General features: G+C 72.9%; 11 protein-coding genes and 1 tRNA gene. 4 read left to right on the top strand and 8 right to left on the bottom strand.

The features are described 5' to 3' along the window. The first annotated feature begins 41 nt into the window (after positions 1-41). Both OOK41_RS15415 and OOK41_RS15410 read left to right on the top strand, forming a co-directional pair. Positions 42-1019, top strand: a complete 978-nt coding sequence (locus OOK41_RS15415) for a ribonucleotide-diphosphate reductase subunit beta (RefSeq protein ID WP_243639919.1) — start codon at positions 42-44, stop codon at positions 1017-1019. Between the two features lie 184 nt (positions 1020-1203). Beyond that, a complete protein-coding gene (locus OOK41_RS15410) occupies positions 1204-1734 on the top strand; it encodes a hypothetical protein (protein WP_128763643.1) in 531 nt (176 codons plus the stop codon). A 109-nt stretch (positions 1735-1843) separates the two neighbouring features. Here the strand turns inward: OOK41_RS15410 and OOK41_RS15405 are convergent, their stop codons facing one another. The 6 genes from OOK41_RS15405 to OOK41_RS15380 all read right to left on the bottom strand — a co-directional run bounded on the left by OOK41_RS15405 (position 1844) and on the right by OOK41_RS15380 (position 8452). Beyond that, complete coding sequence (locus tag OOK41_RS15405) at positions 1844-3052, bottom strand: VWA-like domain-containing protein (protein ID WP_266265594.1); 1209 nt, start codon at positions 3050-3052, stop codon at positions 1844-1846. Continuing rightward, positions 3052-4191 carry an AAA family ATPase gene (locus OOK41_RS15400; protein WP_266267837.1) on the bottom strand — a complete coding sequence of 380 codons (1140 nt, stop codon included), beginning with the start codon at positions 4189-4191 and terminating at the stop codon, positions 3052-3054. Before OOK41_RS15400 ends, OOK41_RS15405 begins: the two co-directional genes overlap by 1 nt. Positions 4192-4217: 26 nt before the next feature. Then, positions 4218-5876, bottom strand: a complete 1659-nt coding sequence (locus OOK41_RS15395) for an ankyrin repeat domain-containing protein (protein ID WP_266265593.1) — start codon at positions 5874-5876, stop codon at positions 4218-4220. Then, a complete protein-coding gene (locus tag OOK41_RS15390) occupies positions 5873-7009 on the bottom strand; it encodes a gala protein (protein ID WP_266265592.1) in 1137 nt (378 codons plus the stop codon). Before OOK41_RS15390 ends, OOK41_RS15395 begins: the two co-directional genes overlap by 4 nt. Then, a complete protein-coding gene (locus tag OOK41_RS15385) occupies positions 7006-8355 on the bottom strand; it encodes an SDR family NAD(P)-dependent oxidoreductase (RefSeq protein WP_266265590.1) in 1350 nt (449 codons plus the stop codon). The genes OOK41_RS15390 and OOK41_RS15385 overlap by 4 nt, the downstream gene beginning before the upstream one ends. Positions 8356-8379: 24 nt before the next feature. Then, positions 8380-8452 (bottom strand) — tRNA-OTHER (locus OOK41_RS15380). A 167-nt stretch (positions 8453-8619) separates the two neighbouring features. On the opposite strand from OOK41_RS15380, the gene OOK41_RS15375 reads away from it, so the two are divergent. Then, on the top strand, positions 8620-9069 hold the full coding sequence (locus OOK41_RS15375; protein WP_266265589.1) for a hypothetical protein: 450 nt from the start codon (positions 8620-8622) through the stop codon (positions 9067-9069). Positions 9070-9201: 132 nt separating this feature from the next. On the opposite strand, the gene icmF is transcribed toward OOK41_RS15375, so the two are convergent. Then, entirely contained in the window at positions 9202-12456 is a 3255-nt protein-coding gene (gene icmF, locus OOK41_RS15370; RefSeq protein WP_266265588.1) for a fused isobutyryl-CoA mutase/GTPase IcmF, read from the bottom strand. Positions 12457-12602: 146 nt separating this feature from the next. On the opposite strand from icmF, the gene OOK41_RS15365 reads away from it, so the two are divergent. Then, positions 12603-13109 (top strand): MarR family transcriptional regulator, encoded by a 507-nt coding sequence (locus OOK41_RS15365; RefSeq protein WP_266265587.1) that lies wholly within the window; start codon positions 12603-12605, stop codon positions 13107-13109. Between the two features lie 155 nt (positions 13110-13264). Here the strand turns inward: OOK41_RS15365 and OOK41_RS15360 are convergent, their stop codons facing one another. After that, positions 13265-14671 carry a PLP-dependent aminotransferase family protein gene (locus tag OOK41_RS15360; RefSeq protein WP_266265586.1) on the bottom strand — a complete coding sequence of 469 codons (1407 nt, stop codon included), beginning with the start codon at positions 14669-14671 and terminating at the stop codon, positions 13265-13267. Positions 14672-14718: the final 47 nt, after the last annotated feature.

Genomic DNA, 14718 nt, shown 5'->3' with positions numbered 1-14718 from the left:
ACGACGCCCACGCCGCCGGGCAGCTGCTGCTCGACCCCGGCATGGATCTGACCCTGCGCCCGATGCGCTACCCGCACTTCTTCGACCGGTTCAAGGACGCCATCAGGAACACCTGGACCGTCGAGGAGGTCGACCTGCACGCCGACCTCGCCGACCTGGCCAGGCTCTCCCCGGCCGAGCAGCACCTGGTGTCCCGGCTGGTCGCGTTCTTCGCCACCGGCGACACGATCGTCGCCAACAACCTGGTACTCAACCTCTACCAGCACATCAACTCCCCCGAGGGCCGGCTCTACCTCTCCCGGCAACTGTTCGAAGAAGCCGTGCACGTCCAGTTCTACCTGAACCTGCTCGACACCTACGTCCCCGACGAGCAGGAACGCTTCGAAGCCTTCGCCGCCGTCGAGAACATCCCGTCGATCGCCCGCAAGGCCGAGTTCTGCTTCAGGTGGATCGACTCGATCTTCGAACTACGCGAGTTGAAGACCCGCGACGACCGCAGGATGTTCCTGCTCAATTTGATCTGCTTCGCCGCCTGTATCGAGGGCCTGTTCTTCTACGGCGCCTTCGCGTACGTGTACTTCCTGCGCTCCCGCGGCGTGTTGCAGGGCCTCGCGTCCGGCACCAACTGGGTCTTCCGCGACGAGTCGATGCACATGGCGTTCGCCTTCGACGTCGTCGACACCGTCCGCGCCGAAGAACCCGACCTCTTCGACGACACCATGGTCCAGCAGGTCAGGGACATGTTGGCCGAGGCCGTCGAATGCGAGGTGCAGTTCGCCGCCGACCTGCTCGAACAGGGCGTCAGCGGGATGTCCCTGGGCGACATGCGCGAGTACCTTCAGCACGTCGCCGACCGCCGGCTCGCCCAACTCGGCATCGATCCGCTCTACGGCAGCCGCAACCCGTTCGCGTTCATGGAGTTGCAGGACGTCCAGGAGCTGTCGAACTTCTTCGAACGGCGCGTCTCGGCGTACCAGGTGGGCGTGACCGGGAGCGTCAGCTTCGACGACGAGTTCTGATCCGCTGACTGCTGTCGCTGTCCTGGGCGGCGGTGTCGCCCAGGACAGCGCGAGGCCGGGCCCGGCGAGACCGTGCTGGTCCTGCACGGTCGGGCCAGGACACACGCCGCTCCCAGTCACCCGTGCCTGGGCCGCGACCGGAACCGCAGCCCTCTCGCGCCCGACGGCTCGATAAGGTGCAGGCATGACCGGGGACAGTGCAAAGCCGCGTAAACCATGGTCGTGGAAAGACTCCGCCCTGCTCGGTGTGCTGCTCAGCATTCCCGTGGGAATGATCACCGTAGGTGTCTCCGCCGGCACCGGCAACTGGATCTTCGCGCTGTTGACGGTGCCGGTGATGGTGATCCTCTCCGTCTCGATCGGTTGGATCGCGCGGGTGGGGAGTCGGAGCAGGGGCTTCGTCGCTGCGGCCACGGTCACGGGTCTGCTGGTCGGCGCAGCGGTGGGTATCGGGTTGATCTGGTTCGGCATCTCCTTCAACCTGAATGCCTCCACCTGCGATCCCGAGAGCAGCCAATGTATGACCGTGATCGATGGGGTCGCCCGTGGCGAGTCGACGGAGTCCGTCGGGAGCCAGCAGTTCGGCAACTTCCTACTGTCTCTGGTGGCCATTCTTCCCGGCGCCGTGATCCTTGTCGGCGTGGCCAGGGGGATCGTGTCGCTCGTCCGCAAGGGTCGAGGTCGTCCCGGCGCACCCGGGCCTGACCCTGCGTAACGGCATCGGCACCTGCCGGGCGACTCCATCCCGGACATCGGCGCCACCGTCTGCGCTGCGCTGATCACTCTTCCGGCGTGCGCCGGTCAGGAAGAGGATGACCCCTCGATCACGTACCAGCACGAGCGTGCCGACTGGCCTGCGCCGGGTCGTCGATCCGCACCGTGGCGATCCACCCGGGCGGCGTCGGCGCGTCCGCCCCGATCAGCCCCGCGATCAGCCGGGCCGACTCCGGGGGCGCCGCGGGCCATGGCGTGTACCCGTCGGTGAGCACGACGATGATGTGCGGCCGGTGCCGCAGCGCCTCGTCGACCCCGACCCGCATGTCGGTGCCGCCACCTCCGGCGAGCCGCACCTCGCCGATGGTGTGCACGGCGCGTACCACGTGGACGGCGGCGTCGCAGGAAAGCACGGTGACCCGGTTGCCGCCGATGCCGACCGCCCGCAGCACCCCGCTCACCTCGGCCAGCGCCGCCGAGAGCCGGCCGTCGGACATGGAGCCCGAGGTGTCCACCACGATCGCCACCCGGGGCACCGGCTGGCGCAGCCGGGGCAGCACCACCCCGCGCAGCGCCTGGGAGCGCCGCGACGGCCGCTGGTACGTGTAGTCGACCGCGCCGCTGGCCCAGGCTGCCGCCTCCCGCACCGCGCCGGTGAGGGCCCGACGCCAGTCGACGGTGGGCTCCAGCACCGCCTCCGCCCAGCGCCGCCAGCCCGCCGGCACGCTGCCCCGGGACCGGGACGCGGAACGGATCCGCTGGGCGACGTCCCGGCGGATCGCCCCCGCCTCCACCTCACCGATCCCCTCGCCGCTGCCGTCGCCGACCTCCCACGGCCGGTCCACCCCGTGCGCGCCCGAGCCGCAGTCGTGCCCGCCCCCCACCTCCGGCGGTAGCAGGGCCAGGTAGCGCTCGAAGAGCAGCCCGGCCGGCATGCCGTAGGTCTTCGGCTCCAGTCGGCCCGGCGGCAGCGGCAGCCGGTCGGCGAGCAGGTCGTCGTTGATCTCGCAGTCCTGCGCCACGTTGACCCGGTGGTGGTCGCGGCCCCTGTCGGCGGCGAGCCGGTCGGCCCGGCTGTGGTGGTCGCGCAGCAGGTGGGCGACCTCGTGGACCCACACCGCGGCGAGTTGCGGCACCGGCAGCCCGGCCACGAAGTCCGGGTTGACGTAGCAGCGCCAGCGGCGGTCGACCCCCATCGTCGGCACTCCCCGGGACTCGACGACGGTGATGCTGTACAGCGCCGAGGCCAGGTAGGGCCGGTCCTGCGCGGCCCGGAACCGGGCCGCGAGCAGCTTCGTCCGGTCCAGCGCGCCGGTCATCAGGTCAGGCGCCCGGACAGGTGCAGCACCTCGGCGAACGCGTCGATCGCGGCGGGCACCGGCCAGGACTGCTGGCGCAGCGCGGCAAGGTCCATCGCCGCCCGCGCGGCCACGTCCGGCACGCCGGCCTGCACCGCCTTCTCCAGCACCACCCAGGCGGCCTCCCAGCGTCGCTGGTCGACCCGCCCCTGCACGGCCGAGATCACCGCGGTGAGGAAGGCGAGCTGCCGGTCGCCCCGCTCAGGCAACGCGAAGGCGGCGGGGTCGGCCAGCACCCGCTCCGGGTCCGGCAGGTCGAGGTTGTCCAGGTAGGTGACGAACTCCAGTCCGGTGCCGTCGCCGACCGCACCGACCAGGGCCAGCGACAACGCCTCCCGGCCGGTGCCGCAGCAGTGGTGGAAGGTGAGCAGCCGCAGCGCCATCTCCCAGGTGCGCGGCGACGGCCAGGCGCCGCCCCGGGCCTCCGGGTCGGTGGGCAGGTGATGGGCCAACCCGGGCCGGGCGGTGAGGAACCCGGCGACGGCGCCGCGCGCCCGGGCCAGCGCCGAGGCGGCCCGGGCCGGCTCGACCGCCGGCACCGTCACCGCCGGCCAGGTGCCGGCCAGGCCCCGCGCCACGGTGCGCGGCTCGTGCGTCCAGTGCAGGTGGACGAAGCGGTTGGCCAGCGGCGGCGTGAGGTGCCAGCCGTCGGCGGCGCTGGTCGGCGGGTTGGCCGCCGCGACGATCCGCACGGCCGCCGGCAGGTGCAGGCTGCCGACCCGGCGTTCCAGCACCACCCGCAGCAGCGCCGCCTGCACGGCCGGCGGCGCGGAGGAGAGCTCGTCGAAGAAGAGCAGCCCGGTGCCGCCCCGGGCCAGCCGGACCGCCCAGTCCGGCGGCGCCATCGGCACCCCGTCGGTGGCGGGAGAGTCGCCGACGATCGGCAGCCCGGAGAAGTCCGAGGGCTCGTGCACGCTGGCGATCACCGTCTCCAGCGGGGTGCCGAGCCCGTCGGCGAGCTGTTGCAGGGTGGCCGACTTGCCGATCCCCGGCTCGCCCCAGAGCAGCACCGGCAGGTTGGCCGCCACCGCGAGGGCCAGCGCCTCCGCCTTCGGATCGCGCACCGGTTCGGAGCGCCAGGCCCGGGTGACGGCGACCACTGCGTCGGCGGCGGCGAGCGCGGAATTCACCGGTTGATCCACTCCTCGATCACCTGGCGGACCTGGCGCGGCCCACGGTGCTCCTCGTCGTCCTCGTCGTACATCTCGGCCTTGTAGCCGGCCAGGTCGGCGACGCTGTACCCCTCGTCGTCGGAGACGGTGGGGTCGGCGCCGGCCGCCAGCAGGGCGCCGACCAGCTCCGGGGTGCCCCCGTCGCCGACCGCCACGTGCAGCGCGGTACGCCCCCGGCGATCCCGGGCCTCGACCGGGACGCCCGCGTCGACCAGCCGACCGACCAGCGCGGAATCGTCGAGGGCCCGTGCGTGGTGCAGCAGCGTTCCGCCCCGGCCGTCGGCCATCCGGGGATCGAGGCCGGCGTCCAGCAGCGCGGCCAACGCGGCGGAGCCGCCGTGCTGGACGCGTAGCAGCACCTCCCGGCGGAGCTGCCGCAACGGCCGGGGCAGCCGGTCCGTCGATCCGCGCCAGGCCGCCACCGCTGCCAGGCAGCCGGCGACCTGCCCGCCGAGGCCGCCGAGGAGCTGCTCGCGGCGGACCTCCTCCGGCGGGTGGGACACCGGGTCGAGCTTGCCCTCGCCGTGTCGCAGGGTGTGCCACTCGCCCCGGCACCGCACCGGCACCTCGCGGCGCAGGTCGACCCGGTCGCGCAGGGGTGCCGCCGGGGTGGCGGGGAAGAGCGTGGCGCGGACCAGGGGGTGCAGGTCGGCCGGGTCGAGCAGGCCATGCCGGATCAGCTCCAGGTCGACCGGTCGGGTGTGGACCGGTCCGGCGAGCGGGGTGGCGCGGTGGCGGCTGCCGCTGCGGTAGCCGATGAGCCGGGCCGTGACCGCGTGCGGCTCGCGGCGCACCTCGGCGACCAGCCGCCAGTCGTGGTGGAGCACCACCCGGTCGACGTCGTAGCGGGTGTGCAGCCGGTCCAGCTCGGGGCCGATCCCCACCGGGACCGTCGGGCCGGTCAGCGCCTTGTCGAGGCCGTGGTGGCGGCCCTCCGGCGGGGTTACGTCGAGGTCCACGCCGGCCGCCGCCCACGCGCCGACCGGGTCGCCCGCCGCGATCAGCCGGTCGAAGACCTCCGTCCGGGTCGCCGGGTCCGCCGGGTCGACCTGCGTCGGGTACGCCGCGAACGGCCGCACCGACCCGTCGGCCTCGAAGCCGGGCAGCCGCCGCGGCGTGCCGCCGTACGCCCCGCGGAGCCCGGCGACGTGCTCGGCGCTCCAGAACACCGGCGGCAGGTCCGGCCAACCGGGCTCCGTCTCGGCGGTGGCGCGCACCTCCAGCCGCATCCGCTGCGAGCCGTCCACCGTCTTCGGCAGCCGCAGCACCAGGATGGCGTCGTCGGCGCCGATGCGGCCCGCGCGGGTGGACAGCAGCCACGGCTGGCCGGTGGCGAGGCTGGTGCGCCCGCCGAGAGCCCGGGGCAGGTGCCAGCGCAGCAGGTCCGGGGCGAGCACCGCCAGGTCCGCCTCGATCAGGTCGGCCTGCCGCGCGCCGTGCGTGCGACGCACCTCGGCGAGGTCGATGTCGACGTCGATCCGGCCGGCGGCGCAGCCGGCCCGCCAGTCGCCGGCGGCGCGGGCCGCTGCGCCCGCCTCGATCATCGTCGGAGGTACGGCGTACCGGCGGACGCGCTGCCAGACGGGCAGCTCGGGAAGGACGGGCTGGTTCACCGGTAGACGCTCGCGATCGCCTGGATGTCCTCGTGGGGCAAAGGTGCGGGCTGCTCGGCGAGCAGCGCGGCGACCCGACGGCGCTGTTTGCGCGGCACCCCGCCGTTGATGCCGAGGTAGCGCAGCGTCGGGTGCCCCTCGATCGCCGCGACCAGCCGTCGTGCCCCGCGCCCGCCGATCTCGGTACGCCGCACGTCGAGCCGGCGCAGCCGGGCACCCGGCACAGCGTCGGCGAGGGCCTCCGCCCCGGCGTCGCCCACCACGTTGCCCCGGGCCCCGAGGGCCCGCTCCGACGGCGGCCGGGCCAGGTCCAGGGCCTCCCAACCGGCCAGGTGGCGGGCCAGCGCCGCGACCCCGACCGGGGTGACGCCGTTGCCGCCCAGGCCGAGCGTCATCGGCACCCCCTCGGCGAGCGCGGCCAGCGCGGTGGCCCCGTCGTCGCCGAGGTGGTTGGCGGCCAGGTAGAGCTCGCGTACCCCGGCGGCGTGGATCATCGTGCCGAGTGCGGGCACCACCTCCGGGCCGAAGCCGTTGCCGCCGAGGAAGAGCCGCTGCACCGGGAGCGGCCGGTCGGCCAGCGCCGCGGCCAGCGTGATCAGCCCGCGGGCGCTCATCCCCACGTTGACCAGATCGAGGGTACGCAGGGTCGTGTTCACCCGCAGTGCGTCGGCGAGCCGGCGCACCCCGTCGTCACCGATCGGGTTGCGCTTGAGCCAGAGCGCCCGGACCTGTTCGTCGGCTGCCAGCCGCTCGGCCAGGGCGTCGGCTCCGGTGGCGTCGATGAGGTTGCAGCCCAGATAGAGGGTGTGCAGCCGGTGGCCGGGGCGCAGCGCGTCGGCCACCGCCCGGGCCCCGGCACCGCCGAGCGCATTGGTGCCGAGCAGCAGGTGCCGGACCAGCGGGGAGTCGACCGCCGCGGCCACGATCCGGGCGGACTGCGCCGGGCCGACGCCCTGCTTGCACAGGTCGAGCCGGCCGTCGGCGCGGACCGTGCCGCGCGGGAACACCTCGGTGCCGGCGACCGGCGCGGGGGTGGCCAGGCGGCCCAGCAGCGGGTCGAAGTCGGCCGGATCGGCCAGGCCGGCGGTGGGGTCGGCGATGACCGGGCAGCGCACCGGCGTCGGATCGGTCACCACGGCACGCTCCGGTAGTCCTTGAGGAACTGGCCGCTCACCGGTGCGCCGTTGACCCCGCGCACCACCGGGTCGTAGACCCGGGCGGCACCGTCGATCACGTCGAGCGGCGGGCGGAAGCCGTGCTCGCGCTGGTGGGTCTTGCTCGGGTGCGGGCGTTCGTCGGTGACCCAGCCGGTGTCCACGCTGTTCATGTGGATCCCGCTGGTCACGTAGTCGGCGGCGACTGTGCGGACCAGCATGTTGAGCGAGGCCTTGGCCATGTTGGTGTGTGGGTGGCGGACCGTCTTGCCGGCCCGCGAGTAGCTGCCCTCCATCGCGGACACCTGCACGACGTGGCGCTGCGGGTGCGGGCTGGCCTCCAGCAGTGGGCGCAGCCGCGAGGTGAGCAGGAACGGCGCGAAGGCGTTGACCACGTGCACCTGCAACCACTCGTGCGGGGTGATGTCCGCGTCCCGGAGCACCCAGGAGTTGGCCTCCCGCAGGTCGAGCGGCTGTCCGGTCTCGTCCACCCGCCCGGCTGGGAAGTAGGCATCCAGCAGTGCCGGCAGCCCGGCCGGGTCGGGCCGGGCGGGAGCGGCGCCCACGGCGATCCGGGCGGCCGTCCCGACGAGGGGCGTCGACTCCGCCTCCCGTACCTCCCGGTGGTAGGCCGGAGGTCGCCAGAGCGTCTGGGCGGCGTTGTTGACCAGGATGTCCAGCCCGGTGAAGCGCCGGCCGACCAGCGACACGAGACCCAGGGTGGCGGGCAGGTCGAGCAGGTCGAGGCCGTGCACGTAGAGCCGGTCGGCCCAGTCGGCGGAGTCCGGCACGGCCGCGTACCGGCGGGCGGCATCGCGCGGGAAACGGGTGGTGACGATGACTCGCGCGCCGTCGCGGAGGAGCTTCAGCGCGGTGTGGAAGCCGATTTTCACCCGGCCGCCGGTGACCAGAGCGGTGCGCCCGCCGAGGTCGCACCGGGCGTGCCGGCGGGCCCGGTTCTCCCCGGCGCAGTCCGGACACATCAGGTGGTAGTCGGCGTCGACCCGGCGGTAGGCGACCTTGCAGACGTAGCAGTGGCGGTCCCGCCGGAGGGTGCCGACACTGTGGCTGTCGGAGCCGGGTTCGGCCGGGGGTGGGGTCGGGTCCGGGATCTCGGTGTGGAACCGGGTGGCCGTGGCGAGGACCGCGCGGTCGGCCGCCCGGGTGGCGGCCTCCCGCCGGGCCTTGGCCCGCTTCTTCACGCCCCGGGCGGCGGCTCCGACGGCGCGTTCGAGCGCCTGACGGGCCCGTTCGTCGAGGTCGGGCTCGTCGAGGCGGGCCAGCACGGCGAGGCAGGTCGCCAGCTCGTCCCGACCGACGGACACCCTGCCTCCTTGTTCACTGTGGGGCGAGACCGGCCGGATTCGAACCGGCGTCCTCCAGCTTGCTGTCAAGGCGCGTCGACCTCTGCGCTACGGCCTCGCCGCGCGGCAGCATAACCAACGGCACCGACAAGAGATCAACCGCGGCCGGCTTCCCGCAGCGACTGCCCCCGCGGGTGCGGCGGTGGCCGTCCGCCGCGCCGGCTCCGCGACAGCCGCGAGACCACTGACAGAGGATGTCAGGGGTAGCCCGCCAGGATTGTCGGCATGAACGACTTCGACTTCCTCGTCGGCTCCTGGAACGTGGTCAACCGCAAGCTCAAGACGCTGTTCGCCGGCAGCGACGACTGGGAGACCTTCCCCAGCAGCACGACCTGCGGGCCGATCTTCAACGGCGGAGGCAACACCGAAGAGATCATCTTCCCGACGCTCGGCAGCCGTGGCTTCACCCTGCGCCTGTTCGACGTCGAACGTAAGGAATGGTCGATCTACTGGGCGAGCAGCCGCACCGGCCTGCTCACCCCGCCGGTCGTGGGCACCTTCACCGACGGCCGCGGGGACTTCTACGGCGACGACACGCACGACGGCATCCCGATCAGGGCACACTTCATCTGGTCCGACATCACCCCCACCTCGGCGCGGTGGGAGCAGGAATTCTCCGCCGACGGCGGGCGGACCTGGGAATCCAACTGGGTAATGGAGTTCACCCGCGCGTGACCGAGCGGCTCGGCCCGCAAGGGCCGAGCCGCACCCCCGACCGTCCGCCCACCCGGTCACCGCGCCGAACCGTGAGACAGCACGAGATGCCCGGGAACACCTTCTTCACGTTCGCTCCTGCCCCCCGCGGGGTCAGACGTTGCGGCGGTACTGGCCGCCGACCTCGAAGAACGCCTCGCTGATCTGCCCGAGTGAGCAGTGGCGGGCCGCGTCCATCAGCGCGTCGAAGACGTTGCCGCCGCTGGTCGTCGCGGTCTTGAGCCGTTCCAGCGCCGCGGGGGCGACGGCGGCGTGCCGGGTGTGGAAGGCGGCCAGCCGGTCGAGTTGCGACTGCTTCTCCGCGTCGGTGCCCCGGGCCACCTCGATGGCCGGTACGGGTTTGCCGGCGTCCTCGCCGAGGAAGGTGTTGACGCCGACGATGGGCAACGAGCCGTCGTGCTTCTTGTGCTCGTAGAGCATCGACTCGTCCTGGATGCGGCCACGCTGGTACCCGGTTTCCATCGCGCCGAGGACGCCGCCGCGGTCGGCGATGCGGTCGAACTCGGCGAGCACCGCCTCCTCGACGAGGTCGGTGAGCTGGTCGACGATGTAGGAGCCCTGCAGCGCGTTCTCGGTGTCCGCGAGCCCCCACTCCGCGTCGATGATCATCTGGATGGCCAGGGCCCGGCGCACCGACTGCGCGGTCGGGGTGGTGACAGCCTCGTCGTAGGCGTTGGTGTGCAGGCTGTTGGCGTTGTCGTAGACGGCGCACAGGGCCTGCAGGGTGGTCCGGATGTCGTTGAAGTCCATCTCCTGGGCGTGCAGGGACCGGCCGGAGGTCTGCACGTGGTACTTGAGCTTCTGGGCCCGCTCGCCGGCGCCGTACTTCTCGCGCATCGCGATCGCCCAGATCCGCCGGGCCACGCGGCCGATGACCGTGTACTCGGCGTCCATGCCGTTCGAGAAGAAGAAGGACAGGTTGGGCGCGAAGTCATCGATGTTCATGCCACGGGCGAGGTACGCCTCGACGTAGGTGAAGCCGTTGGCGAGGGTGAACGCCAGCTGGCTGATCGGGTTCGCTCCTGCCTCGGCGATGTGGTAGCCGCTGATGCTGACGGAGTAGAAGTTGCGGACCTGGTGGGCGATGAACCACTCCTGCATGTCCGCCATGCAGCGCAGGGCGAACTCGGTGGAGAAAATGCAGGTGTTCTGTCCCTGGTCCTCCTTCAGGATGTCGGCCTGCACGGTCCCCCGCACCGTCGACAGCGTCCGCGCCCGGATCTGGGCGGCCTCCGCGGCGTCAGGTTCGCGCCCCTCGGCCTCGCGGAACCGGTCGAGCTGCTGGTCGACGGCCGCGTTGAAGAACATCGCCAGGATCGCCGGCGCCGGACCGTTGATGGTCATCGACACCGAGGTGGTGGGCGAGCACAGGTCGAACCCGGCGTACAGCTCGCGCATGTCGTCGACGGTGGCGATGGAGACGCCCGAGGTGCCGATCTTGCCGTAGATGTCGGGACGCCTGTCGGGGTTGCGACCGTACAGGGTCACCGAGTCGAACGCCGTGGACAGGCGGGTCGCCGGCTGGCCGGCGCTGAGCAGGTGGAAACGACGGTTCGTGCGGAACGCGTCACCCTCGCCGGCGAACATGCGGGCCGGCGCCTCCTCGGTCCGCTTGAACGGGAACACCCCGGCGGTGAAGGGGAAGTACCCGGGCAGGTTCTCACCGCGCAGGAACCGCAGCAGCTCGCCGTCGTCGCCGTCGCGGGGCAGCGCCACCCGCGGCACCTTGGTGCCCGAGAGCGTCGTGCGCGTCAGCGGGGTGCGGATCTCCTTGCCCCGGACGGTGTACACCTGCTCGTCGCCGTCGTACCGGGCGCGCAGCGCCGGCCACTGTTCCAGCAGCCGGCGCACGGCGCCGTCCAGGCCCTGCTCGGTGCGCCCCAGCAGCGCCTCGACCGACGTCGCGGCCGAGTCGCCGTCGGCCGCGAGCAGGTCCCGTGTCACGGCCAGATGCTGCCGGCGGCGGACCAGTTCCACCTGCTCGGCCGTGGTGGCGTGATAGTGGCGCACGGTCTGCGCGATGTCGGCCAGGTAGCGCTCCCGGCCGGCGGGCAGCACCGACCGCAGGCCGGTGGAGACGCGACCCCGCACGGCGGGCAGGGCGCCGGCGAGGCTCGGGAATCCGTGCTGGCCGAGGAGGTGCTTGAGGTGGTGGTACAGGGCCGTCACGCCGTCGTCGTCGAACCGGGCCGCGCTCGTGCCGAAGACCGGCATGTCCGACCACGGGGTCCCGAACCGCTCACGGTTACGCACCATCTGGCGCGCCACGTCTCGCAGCGCGTCCTCCGCGCCGCGGCGCTCGAACTTGTTGATGGCCACCACGTCAGCCAGGTCGAGCATGTCGATCTTCTCGAGTTGGCTGGGCGCACCGAACTCTGGCGTCATCACGTACAGGGACACATCGACGTGCGGCACGATCGCGGCGTCGCCCTGGCCGATGCCGGGCGTCTCGATGATGACCATGTCGTAGCCGGCGGCCTTGCACGCGGCCACGATGTCGTCGAGGTGCTCGGGCACCTGCGCCCCCGGCCGCCGGGTCGCCAGGGACCGGAAGAAGACCACCCCCGGGACGATGCTGTTCATCCGGATCCGGTCACCCAGCAACGTTCCGCCGCGGCGGCGGGTCGGGTCGACGGCCAGCACCGCCACCCGGACCTTGTCCGCACTGTCGCGGCGCAGCCGGCGTACCAGTTCGTCGGTCAGTGACGACTTGCCGGATCCGCCCGTCCCGGTGATGCCCAGCACCGGGACGGTACGCGAGGCCGCGGCGGACCGCACCGCCTCGGCCAGGTCGCCGCCGGCACCCGTCTCCAGCACGGTGATCGCTCGCGCCAGCGCGGCGTCATCCCCCGCCAGCAGGGCTTCGATGTCTGGCCGCCGGGTCGACAGGTCGACGTCGCAGTCGCGGATCAGCTCGTTGATCATGCCGGGCAGCCCCAGCCGCTGGCCGTCCTGCGGGCTGAAGATCCGAACGCCACGCTCGGCCAGGCCCGCGATCTCCTCCGGCACGATCGTCCCGCCCCCGCCGCCGAACACCTGCACGTGTGCGGCGCCCCGCTCGGCGAGGCGCTCGACCAGGTAGCCGAAGTACTCGACGTGCCCGCCCTGGTAGGACGAGACGGCGACGCCCTGCACGTCCTCCTGCAACGCCGCCGCCACCACCTCCTCCACGCTGCGGTCATGGCCGAGGTGCACGACCTCGGCGCCCTGGCTCTGCAGCAGCCGCCGCATGATCGTGATGGCCGCGTCGTGGCCGTCGAAGAGGCTCGCGGAGGTCACGAAGCGCACCGGATGCACCGGCACGTGCAGCGCGGGGGCGGGTCGGGAGGAGGACTCGGGCTGACTCATGGCACTCCTAGGCCGAGGGAGCTGACGACGAGGCGTCACCTTCCACTCGTATCGCGCGATGGCGAGCTGTGGGGCGGATCAGTCAATACACTAGGACGTCCGACTATCCGATGTCCATGCACGCTTGGACACTCTAGGATTGCCACGTGCCCGCTCCTGACCAGCTCCCCCTGGACCCGGTCGCGGAAGCGCGCCGCCACTGGGCCGCCCACGGCTGGGAGGCCGCGGCGGACGGGATGGCGGCCGTGACCTCGCTCATGCGCGCACAACAGATCGCCCTCGCCCGCGTCGAATCCGTCCTGCGGCCCTACGGGGTGACCTTCGCCCGCTACGAGGTCCTGATGCTCCTGTACTTCAGCCGCGCCGGGTCCCTGCCCATGGCGAAGATCGGCAAGCGGCTACAGGTGCATGCCACCAGCGTCACCAACGCCGTCGACCGGCTGGAATCGGCTGATCTCGTCAGGCGTACGCCCCACCCGACCGACCGGCGCGCCACGCTCGTCGAACTCCTCCCGAAGGGGCGGGAACTGGCCGCCAAGGCAACCGAGGAACTCAACGACCAGGTGTTCGCCGCGCCCGGGTTGTCGCCGGACAACGTCGCGGCCCTGGTCGAGGTGCTCGCCCAGCTACGGCACGGGGCCGGCGACTTCTGAGGGTCGAGGTGTCCGGGACGGCATGAGGCACCTCGACGGGGGTGCCCTGTCCCGGCGGGACGGACTCGGCGGGAGGCGGTGCGGCGGCAGACAGCGGGCCGGTCGGCCCAGGGCAGGTCGGTGCCAGGAGGTCGCGAAGCCGGTACGGCGCCGGGTCAGCGCCAGCCGCGCGGGTGCGGCCGGCTGCGGGCACCGCTGCCCCGGTGCGGAGTGCCGGCGGCCTCGGCGAGCACGTCGGCGAGCTGGTCGTAGCCGTCGCGCACCAGCCCGACGGTGAGCCGGACGTGATCGGTGTCCAGGGGGCTGATCTCGAACGGGGTTCCCGGGGCGACCGCGATGCCGTGCGCGGCCAGGGTCAGCATGGCGACCTGCTGGTCGGCCACGGACATCCAGAGGTTGATGCCGTCAGCGGCGGTCGCGGCCACCCCACGGGCGGCGAGCGCGGCGAGCAGGGTCCGGCGGCGGCGGGCGTACTCGTCGCGGGCGTGCTCGACCTGGGCACCGGTCGCCGGGTCGGTGAGCAGCTCCAGGAGCACCGCCTGGAGTAGCCGGCTGGACCAGCCGGGGCCGAGCATCCGCCGGTCGCTGACCGCGGTGACGAGTTCCGCCGGCCCGCCGAGGGCGGCCAGCCGAAGGTCGGGACCGTGGCTCTTGGAGAAGCTGCGGACATGGACGGTGCGCTCGGGCAGCCGCCGGCCCAGGCTCACCGGCGGCGCGCTGGCGATGTCGCCGGCGTGGTCGTCCTCGACGACGGTGACGCCGGGGTGCCGCGCCAGCACCCGGGCCAGTTCGTCGGCCCGACGCCGGGTCATGCTGACTCCGGTCGGGTTGTGCGCGCGCGGCTGGAGGTAGAGCGCGACCGGAGCACAGCTCAGGGCCTCGGCGAGCACGTCCGGGCGCAGGCCGGCAGCGTCCAGGGGCACCCCGACCACGGTCGCGCCGACCGTCTCCAACAGGTCCAGCAGCGGCGGGAAGGCCGGATTCTCGATCAGCACGTGGTCGCCGAAGCGCACCACCGAGGCGGTCACCCGGTCGATCGCGTCGAGCGCGCCGTCGACCACGGTGAGCTGCGGCGGCGGGAAGGGCCACCGCTCGCGCAGCACCGCCTCCAGCCGGGGCAGCACCGGCTCGTCCAGGTAGCTGTTGGTGAGTCGGGCGTCACCGATCCGCCCCAGGGCCGTGGTGATGCTGGGCAGCAGGTCGAAGTCGGGTACCCCGGTGGAGAGGTCGCAGGACGGCGCGGCCCCGCCGGTCGCGGCCGGGCCGGCCGGGGCGCCGACGCGGGCGCCGAGTTGCGCGTAGCGCAGGCGCCGGCGGGGCAGCGCCGGGGTACGCACGAAGGTGCCGGACCGGCCGCGGGTCTGGATCGCGCCGGCACGGGCCAGGCTGCGCCACGCCTCGCTGACCGTGGTGGGGCTGATGCCGAGCTGGCGGGCCACGTCGCGGACGGTCGGCAGGCGCGCGCCGGAGGGCAGCGTACCGGCGCTGACCAGCCGGCTGACGGCAGCGGCGATGCCCCGGGCGCTGCGGTCCTCCACGGCGCTCACGATGAGTTCGAGCATGTTACAGCTCCGAAACAATCCGTAACGATTGGCCGATTGTCCGCATA

The organism is Micromonospora sp. NBC_01655 (assembly GCF_026339755.1).
Taxonomy (GTDB): domain Bacteria; phylum Actinomycetota; class Actinomycetes; order Mycobacteriales; family Micromonosporaceae; genus Micromonospora.
This window is presented reverse-complemented; position numbering and strand designations above follow the sequence as displayed.